Origin of the sequence: Acidovorax sp. 107, from assembly GCF_003058055.1 — a bacterium.
Lineage (GTDB): Bacteria > Pseudomonadota > Gammaproteobacteria > Burkholderiales > Burkholderiaceae_C > Acidovorax.
On record NZ_QBTZ01000001.1, the window covers coordinates 4,559,520 to 4,572,023 of the forward strand.

Consider the following 12,504-nt stretch of genomic DNA (forward strand, 5'->3'; position numbering starts at 1 on the left):
CCGCCAGACGCCCCAGCCGTTCAAGCGCCATTCGGCTCGATATTGAAGCGTTATTGGCTTCTAGTGCCCATGATAAAAGCGCTAGCAGCTATCAAATTTGAAGCAAATGATCTCTCCCCCGCCCACTCTGCGACCGTCCACCTGGACGCCCGCCATCCGCATGGGTTTATCGATTGCCGCCGCCACCGGCCTCTACGGCATCTCCTTTGGCGCCCTGGCCGTGGCGGCTGGCCTCACGGTGGGGCAGGCCATGGCACTGAGCCTGCTCATGTTCACGGGCGGTTCTCAGTTCGCCTTCATCGGCGTCATTGCCGGTGGCGGTGCCGGTTCTGCGGCCCTGGGGGCTGCTGCGCTGCTGGGTGTGCGCAACGCGGTTTACGGCATGCAGATGAACGCCATGGTCGCTCCCACCGGCTGGCGCAAGGCCGTGGCCGCGCAGCTCACCATTGACGAATCCGCGGCCACCGCTGCAGGGCAGATGGCGTCGGATGAGCAACGGCGCGGCTTCTGGACGGCGGGCGTCGGTGTGTTTGTGCTCTGGAACCTGTTTACCCTGCTCGGCGCCGTGCTGGGCGACGCGCTGGGCGACCCGCGCCGCTGGGGCTTGGACGGCGCCGCCGTGGCCGCCTTTCTGGCCCTGTTGTGGCCGCGCCTGAATCAGCGCGAACCCGTGGCACTGGCTGTGCTGTGCGGCGTGGCTACTGCACTGGCGGTGCCGTTGCTTCCACCGGGCCTGCCCATCCTGCTGGCCGCCGTGGCGGGTGCCGCCTGGGGCTGGTGGGTGCGCAGCCCGGACGCGCCGTCCGCGCGCGGGGAGGGCGCGCCTTGACGCTTTGGACCGCCATCGTGCTGGCTTGCGCCGCCACGTACCTCACCAAACTCGCGGGCTATGCCGTGCCCGCACGCTGGTTGCAAAACCCCCGCATGGCCCGCGTGGCGGGGGCCATCACCGTGGCCTTGCTGTCGGCGCTGACCGTGATGAACACGTTTGCCGCAGGCACCGCCTTGGTGATCGATGCCCGGCTGGCGGCGTTCGGGGTGGCAGCGCTGGCCCTGTGGTTGCGGCTGCCGTTTTTGCTGGTGGTGGTGCTCGGGGCGGTAGCCGCCGGGGCTGTGCGGTGGTGGGGGTGAGTGCCACGGGCCAGGAGTTGCTGCTGGCCCGGGGCGAAGCCAAAAGTCTCGCACTGCCTCTCACGGGACGGTCTCGCCAACGCGTTGAGCTTGGCCGGTGAATCGTCCAAGAGATCGATACCCTTTGGCAGATACGGTCTGATACGACTTTGCCTTCAATCGCATGACGTCGTTAGTTCGCCTTGCGGCGCTACAGCACTGTCTGCGGCTTTCCGCCTGGTTATCCGATGGAAAGCAAAACCGTATGAGCAGGCCGTTCGTGTGCTCGTTGCAGCCTGACCCCCCGTGGGTTCTGTGGGTCACCTCTGCCAGTTTGGCACGCAGATCTACGGGTTGAGGTTTTGGGTGTCAGCTGGCCGCGGTGACGCAGATCTCAATCAACTTCTCCGGGCTTGCCAACCTGGCCTCGACGGTCGCGCGCGCCGGCGCATGGCCCTTGGCCACCCAGTTGTCCCAAACCTCGTTCATCTTGCTGAAGAGGCGCATGTCGGACAGGAAGATCTGGCACGAAAGAATGCGCTCCTTGGAACTGCCGTGTTCCTTGAGGATGCTGTCAATCGTACTGAGGACTTCCTGGGTCTGCTCGGTGATACCCACATCCACCTTGGTGGGGACCTGGCCCGCCAGATACAGCACCCCGTTGTAAGAGACCACGTTGGACATTCGGTGATTGCCACCGGTACGGACGATGTCTTCTGTCATTGCTTTTTCCTGTTGAAGTGATGAAAAGGATGCCGCTCAGCGTTCGAGGCCAGCCTTGTGCTTTTGGTACTGGATGGCGCTCAGCACTGCGACACGGCGAATGGGGTCTGGAGGCAGCCACGTTGGTCGCTGGAAACCGAGTGCATCGGCCAGCTCTGTGGATTGATGGCCGCACGCCATTTCGCCCGTGAGCTTCCCAAACATGCTGCCCTTCAACATGCCTGCGCCGTTGCAGCCAATGGAGATGTAGATGCCCTCATCCAGTCGGCCAAAGTAGAGGGCGCCATTGCGCGTCAATGCCGTGACTCCGCCCCAGACATGCTCCAAATCGTGGGACGCCATGTGAGGATAGCGATTGCGGTAGCACTCCTGGAGCATGGCGTGCACGGTCGTGAGCGACTGCTCCTTCTCATACGAGTAGGCGCTGCGCACCATGAAGCGGCCGCCAGCGGCCTTGCGCAGCGTGGTGCCCAGGCGGTTCGCCGGAATCACGCCCCACTCCTGGGTGTCACCCAGCTTGGCAAGCTCCCCCTCGTCCAGTTGAGGCGTAAAGGCTGCATATGTGTAGATGGTGAAGACGCGGTCCTTGGCGAACCCTAGCTTGCGCGCAAAGCCATTATTCGCCACGACGATCCGCGGCGTGGCGATGTCCTTGCTGCGTGTTCTGATGCGATGAGGCTTGCCTTTTTCGATCGAGAGGACTGGCTCGTTCTCCCAAACGAAGACGTTCTCTGGCAGGTGGTCTATCAAGCCGCGAATCAACGCGGCAGGCTGCACGAAGATGTTGTTGTGTGAGTGGTACCCGTAGCGGTAGTACGAAGTACCCAACCGCTGCTCGAGCTCTGGTTGGCCCAGTTCTGTGTACTCGACTCCCCAGTCCTGGTACTGGTTCAGCGTGCTGCGCAAATTCTGCTCACCATCGGCTGTCGCGGCCGCGTGGTATTTGCCTACAGGGTTCCATCCACAGTCGATGTGGTATTGGTCAATCAGCGATTTCAGCCACTTCAAGCCAGTGTCGTAGAGCGCAATCTGCTTGCGGGCAATCTGCGCAGGGCTTCCGTGCCCGGACATGCCCGTGTTGTGCGGCAGATTGATCAGGAAACCCGAGTTCCGGCCCGCAGAGCCCTCACCGGCCGCTGTTGCATCAACCAGCAGAATGCGGGAGCCCGGCTCCAGCTCGGCAATTCGCCGAGCGGCTGCCGCCCCGGTGACGCCGGCGCCGATGACCACGGTATCGAAGTGCGTTTCCTTGGGTGCTGAGTCCCTTGGAGCCCTGTTTGGAAGCAAAGCATTCCACCCCGAGCCAGCTTGGTAGCTCGGAAAAGTCTGTGAACGGGTCATGGACTGTTCTTTCTTTATGGCCTTCAGTGGCTGGTCGCTTTGAGGCTGCGCATCACCTCGGACTGCACCGTGTCCCAGATCTGGGACTTGAGTTCGTTGTAGCGCGGCGAGAGCTGAACCTCCGCGTTTCTCGGCATCGGCAGGTCGTTCACCATGTCGGTCACCACCCGGCCAGGCCGTGCGCTCATGATGAGCATGCGCGTCGAGAGGAGCAGCGCCTCGTCGATGGAGTGCGTGATGAAGATGATGGTCTTCTTGCTCTTCTCGTAGATTTGGAGCAGCTCGTCCTGGAGTACCTGGCGTGTCATGGCGTCCAGCGCGGCAAACGGCTCGTCCAGAAGAATGACGTCTGGGTCGTTGGCCAGCACCCGAGCGATGGATACGCGTTGCCGCATGCCGCCGGACAGGGCGTTCGGGTACTTGTGCTCAAAGCCCTTGAGGCCGACCATCTCGATGAAGTGCGTGGCGGTCTTGTGCCGCTCGGCCTTGGAGATGCCCTTCATCTTGAGACCGAACGCGACGTTGTCGATCACCGTCAACCAAGGGAACAGCGCGTACTGCTGGAAGACCATGCCGCAGTGCGGGTCCACCTTGTTGACCTGGCGGCCATTGACAAAGATGCGTCCACCGGTGGGGCGATCAAACCCCGTCACGAGGTTCAGCAGGGTGGATTTGCCACAGCCTGATGCGCCGAGCAGCACTACGAATTCACCCTTGGCGATTTCCAGATCAACATGCTGAAGTGCTTGGAAGTCCCCGTAGTGCTTGGAAATTCCCTGAACGGAAATCATGGAGGAAGTGTCTGCTTGGCTCATCGTTGCCACCTCAATACCCGGTTTTCAAGGACGCGAAATACAAAGTCGGTGACCAGAACAGTGATGCTGATGAGCAGCATGCCGAGCACCACAACTTCGGTCTGGAAGAACTCTTTGCCGTTCATGATGAGGAAGCCAAGGCCCTCGCGCGCTGCAACCAGTTCAGCGGAAATCACGCAGGTCCAGGCCAAGCCAAGGATGACCTTCATGCCGCTCAGGATCTGCGGGAGACTCCCTGGAAGAATCACTTCTTTCATCACCTGCCAGCGGTTGGCCCCCAGGTTTTGGGCTGCGCGAATCAACAATGGGTCGACGTTGCGGGTCGCCTCGATCACATAGACGAGCGCGGGGGCGAATGTGCCCATGAACACGATGCTGTACTTCTGCGTCTCGGTGATGCCAAACCAGAGCAACGAGAGGGGGATCCAGCTCATGGATGGCAGCGGCCGCAGGAAGGACAGGATGGGGTCGAAGGCTGCCCTGGCATAGGTTGAAGTGCCCAGGATGATGCCCAACGGTATGGCCACGGCGGTCGCCGCCAGGAAGCCAATCATGACGCGACGGCCGGAAGCGAGCACGTTGCCAATCAGTGTGCCTTCGCCAACCATCCCCATGGCTTTGGCGAAGACGGCACTGGGAGGAGGCAGGAAGATGGGGTCGATCCATCCAGCCCTGCAAATCAGCTCCCATACCGCGAGGAACACGATGATGGAGGCAGCGCTTGTGCTGAGCAATGCGCTGCGCGAAGGTTGTTTAGAAATCACGCGGATGCTCCTGCTCAGACAAAAGACGTGTCAATCCACTCTTTGACGGTGGGCGCCTTGTCAATCTGCTTGTGCGAGACCAGCAGCTCGGCGAGCTTTTGCAGGCCTTCGATGTAAGGCCCCTTGAGCAGTTCGGCCTGCTGGGCTTGGCTATACCAGTCGGCGCCCTTCACGGCGGCGAGCTGGTCTTCGGTGGACAGGTTGGTGAGCTTGGACAGCGGGCCCGCCGCCTGCTCTGGCTTGTCACGCAGAAGGGCGGTTGCCTTGAAATAGGCCGAAAGGTAGGCCTTCACGGCTTCTGGGTTCTTCTCCGCAAAGGCACGGCGCACCACCAGAACATCGGGGCCAGGCGTGACCTTGTTGCTTTGGTACAGGCTGAATTGGGTGTCGTCAGCCAGCACCGTCACACCAGGTTGCTTGCGGATAGCGTCGAACTGGGGCGTCCACGCGCCTGCCGCATCGATTTGCCCAGCTTGCATGGCGGCAGGCAGTTCTGGGGCTGGGACGTTCAGGACCGTGACTTCATCTGGCTTCAGTCCAGCCTTGGCGATGAGATCCAACACCAGCAGGTGGGCGCTCGACGCGAAGGTCACGCCGACCTTCTTGCCCTTCAGTTCCTGGATGCTTTTGACACCGCCCCGGACCATCAGGCCTTCGACCCGTCCGAAGTTCTCGGGAATGGCAATCACGGAGAACTGCTTGGCTCCCCGCGCCATCAATGCCAGCGCCGAGACGATGCCCGTGCAGGCGATGTCCACGCCGCCGGACATCACCGCGCTCATGCGGGACGAGGATGTGCCGAAGGATTGCCAGTCTTGCTCAATGCCTGCTTCCTTGAGGAAACCCTCCGTCATCGCCAGGTAGGCGGGGTAGTGCCCAAGCCAGGCGGAGCCGCCGTACTTGACCTGCGTAGCCGCAAGCGCGGTCAGCGGCATGCCCGCGACAGCAACGGCCGAACCGGCGGCCACGGTGTGCAAAAAAACTCGACGGCTGAAAGCCATAGTCATCTCCTTTTGTTGAAATAAATGGGGCGCAAAAACAGGGTGGGTGACCGTCAGCACAGCGCTATGCCGCTGCGCAGCCAAGGAATAGACGCCCTGACTTCGGGGAATATTTCCGATTCGAGGATGCTGCGGCTGACTTGAAAGCAGTTCTCCGCCATGTCCTCGTACTCACCTTCTCTGGACAGCTGGTAGATCGTTCGACTGAGCTGGGGGCCCGGCAGGGGCAGCGTGGCGATTTGCGATTCGTACATCCGGCCTTGCAGCAGGCAGAGCGGTGTCGTGATGGTCCAGCCGAGGTCTGCGGCCACCATCGACATCACGACGTCGGAGGTGTCTATCTCCAGGAAGGGGTGTGCCGTGTGCCCACTGCGGCGCAGGTGACGCTCGATGACCGCTCCGAAGTGCGAACGTGCGCTGAACCGGATGAGCGGTGCACGTTGAATCAGCTTGGTGAGGTCCGCGTCCTGAAATTCCTTCAGGCGAGCCCGGGGCAGCGCAATGACGAAAGGCTCCGTGAAGACCGCCCTGCGGACGATGTTGTCGACGTCTTCCAGCGAGTCAGAGGTGACGATGAGGTCCAACTGCCGGTTCAAGAGTGCCTGGGCGTGGCTGTTGGCCAACCCCGACCAGAGCAGCAGTTGGCTTGCCGACGCCGTGATCCGCTTCACGATGGCGGGGCCCGCCGTTGCTGCGAACGAATCAATCATGCCGACCCGAATGGCGGGTCGGCTGGCCAAGTCTGCGTCTCGCACGTGAACCACGAGCCGGTCCATCTCGTCCACGATGGAGCGCGCCCGGCGGCTCAACGCGATGCCCGCAGGCGTGAGTTTGAACGGCCGGCGGGTCCGGTCAAACACCTGCGTGTCCAGAATCTCCTCGATTTGGCTGAGGGATTGAGACACTGCCGACTGCGTGATGCCGAGCAGTTTCGCGGCGGATGAAAGGCTTCCGGACGAGGCAACGGCCTCGAAAACTCTCAAGGCTCGGACGTCCAAGCTAGCGGCTCGATTCATCTTGTCTCCGATTGATTATTAGAAGCTGTTTAAATACTATTTGATCGATACGCATAAACAATTCACATTAAGTAAATCTAATAGTGATGTTCAGGCGATCTTCTGTTTGACGCCTTTAGAGTCATCCGGTGTTCGGGTAATCCCTCGGTTTGGCAGGCGGCAACGTCTGTCGTGCGCTCGGTGTGTTGCTGGCAGCTTGGATGAGCGGCAGCGTGCGTCGTTTGCTGGATGGCGTGCCAGACATTGAGTCCCAGGCGCGTCTACCTCGGAGACCGCGTTGGTTTGGGGCCAGTGCGTTTGTGTCTCCAGATTCAAAGGCCGCAAAGCCTCCCCCTGCGAGGTCTGGTTCAGTGGGTTGCCGTATCCCTGCAGACCCGAAGCCGCATCGGTAAACTCATCCAGCAATTGGCTGTTCAGCCACCTTCCCTAACCGCTTTCCCCCGGGAGTCCCTGCATGTCTGACCCTACCCCCTACACCCCCCCCGCCATCTGGCACTGGAACAAGGAAAACGGCGGCCAGTTCGCCAGCATCAACCGGCCGATTGCCGGTGCCACGCATGACAAGGAACTGCCGGTGGGTCGCCATCCCCTGCAGCTGTATTCGCTGGGCACGCCCAATGGCGTGAAGGTGACGGTGATGCTGGAAGAGCTGCTGGCGCTGGGCCACAGCGGGGCGGAGTACGACGCGTGGCTGATTCGCATCAACGAGGGGGCGCAGTTTGGCAGCGGGTTCGTGTCTGTGAACCCCAATTCCAAAATCCCCGCGCTGCTGGACCGCACTGACCCCGCCAACCCGGTGCGCGTGTTCGAGTCCGGCGCCATCCTGATGTATCTGGCCGAGAAGTTCGGCAGCGCGTTCTTGCCCAAGGACGGCGCGGCGCGGGCGGAGTGCCTGTCGTGGCTGTTCTGGCAGATGGGCAGTGCGCCGTTTGTGGGCGGCGGGTTTGGGCATTTTTATGCCTATGCGCCGGTCAAGATCGAGTACGCGATTGATCGCTATGCCATGGAGGCCAAGCGCCAGCTGGATGTGCTGAACCAGCGCCTGGCCGTAACCGAGTACGTGGCGGGCGATAAATACACGGTGGCCGACATCGCGATCTGGCCCTGGTATGGCCTGCTGGTGAAAGGGCAGGCCTACAACGCGGGCGAGTTTTTGCAGGTGCACGAATACACGCATGTGGTGCGTTGGGCCGAGCAGATTGCCAAGCGCCCGGCCGTGCAGCGGGGGCGCAAGGTGAACCGTGTGCAGGGCGACCTGGCCAGCCAACTGCGCGAGCGGCACGACGCCAGCGACTTTGACACCAAGACGCAGGACAAGATCGAGGCGGCAGCAGCAGCTTCTTCACCTGCACGCTGAGTGTTTTTGCAAGGCGTCACCATGATCACTTTGTACGACTGCGCCACGGCGCCCAGCCCGCGCCGTGCGCGCATCCTGCTGGCAGAAAAGGGCGTGGCCCACGATACCGTGCAGGTGGACCTGCGCAATGGCGAGCAACTGGGCGAGGCGTATCGCCAGATCAACCCGCAGTGCACGGTGCCTGCGCTGCGCGCGGAAGACGGTTTGCTGTTGACCGACAACGCGGCGATCACGGCGTATGTGGAGGCGCGCTACCCGCAGCCTGCACTGCTGGGCGAGACGCCCGCAGAAAAGGCCGAGATTGCAAGCTGGAACTGGCGCATGGAGTTCGAGGGCCTGCAGGCCATTGCCGAGGCACTGCGCAACAGCGCGCCCGCCATGGCCAACCGGGCCTTGCCCGGAGCGGTGGACTACCCGCAAATCCCGGCCCTGGCCGAGCGTGGGTTGGTGCGTGTGGGGCAGTTCTTTCAGCTGCTCAACGAACGCCTGGCGGACCGCGACTTCATTGCCGCCGAGCGCTTCAGCGTGGCCGACATCACGGCGGTAGTGGCGGTGGACTTCGCGCGGGTGGTCAAGCACAAGCCGGGCGAGCAGCACCCAAACCTGTTGCGCTGGCGTGCGGCCATGGCGCAGCGGCCGTCGATATCGCTCTAACCATCGCGCTGCTCTAGTGTGCTGTCCCGCAAATAACTGCACATGAAATCGTGTCCTCACTCCCAGGGCTGCGTTGCAAATCCTCGCGATAGCTACGGCTATCACTGCGGTTTGCGCCTTGCCCTGGGCGCGATGCCATCGATTTCATTTCGTGCAGCTATTTACGGGACAGCACACTAGTCCCCGTTGGAGTCGCAATGGGTGGATGCAAGGATTGCGCATCGGGCCTGTTCCTTGCATTGTTCGTTGATGCGCCTTCGCCACATAGAAGTCTTCAACGCCGTCATGCTCACCGGCAGCGTGAGCGCGGCGGCTCGCCTCATCAACGTCACGCAGCCTGCGGTCAGCCGCATCCTGGCACATGCTGAACTGCAGCTGGGCTTTCCGCTGTTTCACCGGCTCAAGGGCAAGTTGGTGCCCACCACCGAGGCGCAGACGTTGTACCCGCACATCGAGCGCCTGTTCACCCAGCTGGATGATGTGCAGCGCTTGGCCAACAGCCTCAAGAGCGACCGGCGCGAAGGGGAGTTGCACATCCTGAGCGTGCTGGCGCTGAGCTACGAGGTGCTTCCGCGCGCATTGCGGTTCTTCAGGCAAAAGCACCCGGATGTGCAGGTCACCATCGACGCGCTGCACTCGCCCCAGATCGTCTCGGCCCTGGTGCTGCAGGAGGCGGATGTGGGTTTTGTGTTCAGCGCCATCGCCCACCCCGCGTTGACGCAAGAGCATCTGGCCGATGGGCGCATGGTGTGTGTGGCGCCCAAGGGCATGCTGGGTGCTGAGCTGGTGATGGCCGGGGTGGTGCATCTGGCCGACCTGGCAGACACGCCCGTAGTGCGGCTTGATGTGCGCGACCCCATCGGCACGGTGGTCAACCACGCGTGCCGCGAGGCGGGTGTGGGCCTGCAGACGGCGTTTACGGTGCAGACCTACCATGCGGCGCTGGCACTGGCACACCATGGTCACGCGGTGGCGCTGGTGGATGCCTGCACGGCGGCATCGGCCGACCGCAGCAAGGTGGATGTGCTGGCGCTCGCGCCGCACATTGCGGTACCCATCAAGTCGCTGCGCACCGTGAACCGGCCCAGCTCACTGCTGGCCAGTGCCATGACGCAATGCATGCGCCAGGCGGTGGCTGAGACGCTGAAAGCGGTGGGCCTGCAGCCCGAGGCGGAGTAAACGGGCGACCTGCCGAGGCAGGTGGTAGTGCCTGTGTGGCTGCAGAGCGGAGGAGTATGGGTGTGCGTGCGGGTGGGTCAGGCGGGTGCCAGCAGCTCGGCCAACTGCGCCGCCGTGCCAAACGCCAGCGTGAACCCCAAAGAACCGTGGCCTGTGTTGAGCAGCAGGTTGTCGGGCGCGCCCGCCCACCGGCCCACCACTGGCAGCCCGGTGGGTGTGGCGGGGCGCATGCCGGTCCAGGCATGCGGGTCCCCGCCTTGATGGCAGTTGGGGAAAACGGCGCGGGTGGCGTCGTGCAGGCGCTGGATGCGCTCGGCAGGTATGCGGGCATCGTGCCCCACCAGTTCGGCCATGCCCGCCACCCGCAGGCGCTGGCCGATGCGCGCAAACACCACCTTGCGTGCAGCGTCGGTCACATTGACCCGCGGCGCTGCCGATGGTGCGGGGCTGGTGTCGAGTGTGATGCTATAGCCCTTGAGGGGGTACACCGGCAGGCGAAACCCCAGCGTCTGCGCCGCCTGGTGGCTGCGGCTGCCCAGGGCCAGCACAAACTGCTGCGCCTCGATGGCGCCTGCACGGGTCTGCACCGCAGCGATGCGGGAGGCTTGGCGCACAAAGCCCTGGACCGTGGCACCCAGTACAAAGCGCACGCCCCGTGCGGCCAGCACGGCCTGCAAGCCTTGGCAGACCTGGAGGCAATCGGCCGCGCATTCACTGGGGGTGTAGATGGCCCCGGCAATGCGCGGCTGGTAGTGCTGCAGCGCGGGCTCGATCTCCACGCAGCGCTGGGCCGACACCGCCTGTTGTTCGCAGCCCCACTGGCGCTGCAGGTCCATCTGGCGTTGTGCTGCGGCCAGGCCGGTGGTGGTGTCGTACAGCACCAGCTTGCCGGTGCTGGAGAAGTCGGAATTCAAGGCTTCTGCCCGCATCATGGCCTCGAAGTGGTGGCGGCTCAGGGCGGCCAGGGCCAGCAGCTGCGCAGTGCTGCGTTCAGAGGTTGGCTGGTTGCAGGCGCGCAGAAACTCCAGCCCCCAGCGCCACTGATGGGGGTCCCACTGCAGGCGCAGCTTGAGCGGTGAGCTGGGCGAGAGCAGCAGCCGGGGCAGCTGCCGCCAGATGCTGGCGTCTGCCAGGGGCTGCACATAGCTGTAGCTCAGCTGCGCGCCATTGCCACCGCTGGCGCCCGTGCCGGGCTGCGCCTGGTCGATGACGGTGACCTGCAGGCCGCGCTGTTGAAGTTCATACGCCGTGGCCAGGCCGACGATGCCTGCGCCCAATACACATACCTGCATCGGAGAGAGTGAAACGGTTGGAGGAGATGCCAACGAATGTAGGGGGCGATGCACCTGCTGAACAATGCCAAAGCAGTGCCTTGCCATGCCGGGAAGTTATGCGCATGTCGGCGTCTGATGCATTCAGCCAGGCATGTGGAGGGGGAGCTGACGCAGCCGACACCAGGGGTCAAAAAGAGGGCGAGGCGGTCCACGATGGTGCATGGGTATGCACCGAAACAGAGCCATAACTTTTCATCATGGTGGACCTGTGCAAATGAATTGTTCAAGACGGCCGCAAATTTTTACAGTGCCCCTGCGTCTTGCTTTCTCATCTGTCCGACTGTCTGTTCACCTGATTTTTTGCAAAGGGATTCCCATGAAGCTCTCCGCTGTCACCGCTGCTGTCCTCGTGGTCGCCGGTGTGCTGGCCAGTACCGTGGCCAGTGCCGACACCCTCAAGAAGATTGCCGACACCGGCAAGATCACGCTGGCCTACCGCGAGTCGTCCGTGCCCTTCAGCTATCTGGCGGGCCCGGGCAACCCGGTGGGCATGTCGGTGGACATCTCGAACGCCGTGGTCGATGCGGTGAAGAAGCGGTTGAACAACCCCGCCATCAAGGTGGAGCTGCAGGCCGTGACTTCGCAAAACCGCATTCCGTTGCTGACCAACGGCACCGTGGACCTGGAGTGCGGATCGACCACCAACAACACGGCCCGTGGCAAGGACGTGCAATTTGCCATCAACTATTTCTACACCGGCACCCGGCTGCTGACCAAGAAGGCCTCGGGCGTCAAGAACTACGCCGACCTTGCAAAGAAAAAGGTGGCCAGCACCTCGGGCACCACCAACGCGCAGGTGATCCGCAAGTACAACCGCGACAACAATCTGGACATGGACATCGTGCTGGGCAAGGACCACGAGGACTCCCTGCTGCTGGTGGACACCGGCCGTGCAGAGGCCTTCGCGATGGACGACATCCTGCTGTTTGGATTGATGGGCAACACGCGCAACCCGGCCGACTGGGTGGTGGTGGGCGATTCGCTGCAGGTGGAGCCCTATGCCTGCATGCTGCGCAAGGACGACCCGCAGTTCCAAGTGCTGGTCAACGGCGTGATCGGTGGGATGATGAAGTCGGGCGAGTTCGATAAGCTCTACACCAAGTGGTTCATGTCGCCGGTGCCCCCGCGCGGCCAGAGCCTCAACCTGCCCATGAGCAAGGAGCTGCGCGACAACCTGGTGGCCCAGAGCGACAAGCCTGCGCTGTGATGA

General features: G+C 62.7%; 13 protein-coding genes. 6 read left to right on the top strand and 7 right to left on the bottom strand.

The genetic code is table 11. The features are described 5' to 3' along the window. Positions 1-106: 106 nt before the first annotated feature. Together C8C99_RS21270 and C8C99_RS21275 are read left to right on the top strand one after the other, a co-directional pair. Positions 107-829 (top strand): AzlC family ABC transporter permease, encoded by a 723-nt coding sequence (locus tag C8C99_RS21270; RefSeq protein ID WP_108626815.1) that lies wholly within the window; start codon positions 107-109, stop codon positions 827-829. Next, entirely contained in the window at positions 826-1,131 is a 306-nt protein-coding gene (locus C8C99_RS21275) for an AzlD domain-containing protein (protein ID WP_108626816.1), read from the top strand. Before C8C99_RS21270 ends, C8C99_RS21275 begins: the two co-directional genes overlap by 4 nt. A 348-nt stretch (positions 1,132-1,479) precedes the next feature. On the opposite strand, the gene C8C99_RS21280 is transcribed toward C8C99_RS21275, so the two are convergent. From C8C99_RS21280 to C8C99_RS21305, 6 genes are read right to left on the bottom strand one after another with little or no spacing between them, the layout of a single operon-like run. Next, on the bottom strand, positions 1,480-1,833 hold the full coding sequence (locus C8C99_RS21280; protein WP_108626817.1) for a RidA family protein: 354 nt from the start codon (positions 1,831-1,833) through the stop codon (positions 1,480-1,482). A gap of 36 nt (positions 1,834-1,869) precedes the next feature. Next, entirely contained in the window at positions 1,870-3,174 is a 1,305-nt protein-coding gene (locus C8C99_RS21285; RefSeq protein ID WP_108626818.1) for an FAD-binding oxidoreductase, read from the bottom strand. Positions 3,175-3,197: 23 nt separating this feature from the next. After that, positions 3,198-3,965 carry an ABC transporter ATP-binding protein gene (locus tag C8C99_RS21290; RefSeq protein WP_108627260.1) on the bottom strand — a complete coding sequence of 256 codons (768 nt, stop codon included), beginning with the start codon at positions 3,963-3,965 and terminating at the stop codon, positions 3,198-3,200. 20 nt (positions 3,966-3,985) lie between these two features. Beyond that, a complete protein-coding gene (locus C8C99_RS21295; RefSeq protein ID WP_199226539.1) occupies positions 3,986-4,750 on the bottom strand; it encodes an ABC transporter permease in 765 nt (254 codons plus the stop codon). A 17-nt stretch (positions 4,751-4,767) separates the two neighbouring features. Beyond that, positions 4,768-5,754 carry an ABC transporter substrate-binding protein gene (locus C8C99_RS21300; protein WP_108626820.1) on the bottom strand — a complete coding sequence of 329 codons (987 nt, stop codon included), beginning with the start codon at positions 5,752-5,754 and terminating at the stop codon, positions 4,768-4,770. 53 nt (positions 5,755-5,807) lie between these two features. Continuing rightward, entirely contained in the window at positions 5,808-6,752 is a 945-nt protein-coding gene (locus C8C99_RS21305; RefSeq protein ID WP_233247276.1) for a LysR family transcriptional regulator, read from the bottom strand. 472 nt (positions 6,753-7,224) lie between these two features. On the opposite strand from C8C99_RS21305, the gene yghU reads away from it, so the two are divergent. The 3 genes from yghU (at position 7,225) to C8C99_RS21320 (ending at position 9,960) form a co-directional block, all read left to right on the top strand. After that, the gene (gene yghU, locus C8C99_RS21310; protein WP_108626822.1) at positions 7,225-8,127 is read left to right on the top strand and encodes a glutathione-dependent disulfide-bond oxidoreductase; all 903 of its coding nucleotides are present in this window, start codon (positions 7,225-7,227) and stop codon (positions 8,125-8,127) included. A 21-nt stretch (positions 8,128-8,148) separates the two neighbouring features. Then, positions 8,149-8,781: a glutathione S-transferase family protein gene (locus C8C99_RS21315; protein ID WP_108627261.1), complete on the top strand. Its 633-nt coding sequence runs from the start codon at positions 8,149-8,151 to the stop codon at positions 8,779-8,781. Positions 8,782-9,030: 249 nt separating this feature from the next. Beyond that, complete coding sequence (locus C8C99_RS21320) at positions 9,031-9,960, top strand: LysR family transcriptional regulator (RefSeq protein ID WP_108626823.1); 930 nt, start codon at positions 9,031-9,033, stop codon at positions 9,958-9,960. 77 nt (positions 9,961-10,037) lie between these two features. Here C8C99_RS21320 and C8C99_RS21325 read toward each other — a convergent pair whose 3' ends face one another. Continuing rightward, entirely contained in the window at positions 10,038-11,252 is a 1,215-nt protein-coding gene (locus C8C99_RS21325) for a D-amino acid dehydrogenase (protein ID WP_199226471.1), read from the bottom strand. A 358-nt stretch (positions 11,253-11,610) separates the two neighbouring features. Here C8C99_RS21325 and C8C99_RS21330 point away from each other — a divergent pair, with 358 nt between their 5' ends. Continuing rightward, complete coding sequence (locus C8C99_RS21330) at positions 11,611-12,501, top strand: amino acid ABC transporter substrate-binding protein (RefSeq protein WP_108626825.1); 891 nt, start codon at positions 11,611-11,613, stop codon at positions 12,499-12,501. Positions 12,502-12,504: the final 3 nt, after the last annotated feature.

What these genes read in the sequence shown, in the direction of transcription:
- C8C99_RS21270 (WP_108626815.1), top strand. Translation starts at nt 107, where the DNA reads ATGATCTCTCCCCCGCCCACTCTGCGACCGTCCACCTGGACGCCCGCC.
- C8C99_RS21280 (WP_108626817.1), bottom strand. Translation starts at nt 1,833, where the DNA reads ATGACAGAAGACATCGTCCGTACCGGTGGCAATCACCGAATGTCCAAC.
- C8C99_RS21285 (WP_108626818.1), bottom strand. Translation starts at nt 3,174, where the DNA reads ATGACCCGTTCACAGACTTTTCCGAGCTACCAAGCTGGCTCGGGGTGG.
- C8C99_RS21290 (WP_108627260.1), bottom strand. Translation starts at nt 3,965, where the DNA reads ATGATTTCCGTTCAGGGAATTTCCAAGCACTACGGGGACTTCCAAGCA.
- C8C99_RS21300 (WP_108626820.1), bottom strand. Translation starts at nt 5,754, where the DNA reads ATGGCTTTCAGCCGTCGAGTTTTTTTGCACACCGTGGCCGCCGGTTCG.
- yghU (WP_108626822.1), top strand. Translation starts at nt 7,225, where the DNA reads ATGTCTGACCCTACCCCCTACACCCCCCCCGCCATCTGGCACTGGAAC.
- C8C99_RS21315 (WP_108627261.1), top strand. Translation starts at nt 8,149, where the DNA reads ATGATCACTTTGTACGACTGCGCCACGGCGCCCAGCCCGCGCCGTGCG.
- C8C99_RS21320 (WP_108626823.1), top strand. Translation starts at nt 9,031, where the DNA reads ATGCGCCTTCGCCACATAGAAGTCTTCAACGCCGTCATGCTCACCGGC.
- C8C99_RS21325 (WP_199226471.1), bottom strand. Translation starts at nt 11,252, where the DNA reads ATGCAGGTATGTGTATTGGGCGCAGGCATCGTCGGCCTGGCCACGGCG.
- C8C99_RS21330 (WP_108626825.1), top strand. Translation starts at nt 11,611, where the DNA reads ATGAAGCTCTCCGCTGTCACCGCTGCTGTCCTCGTGGTCGCCGGTGTG.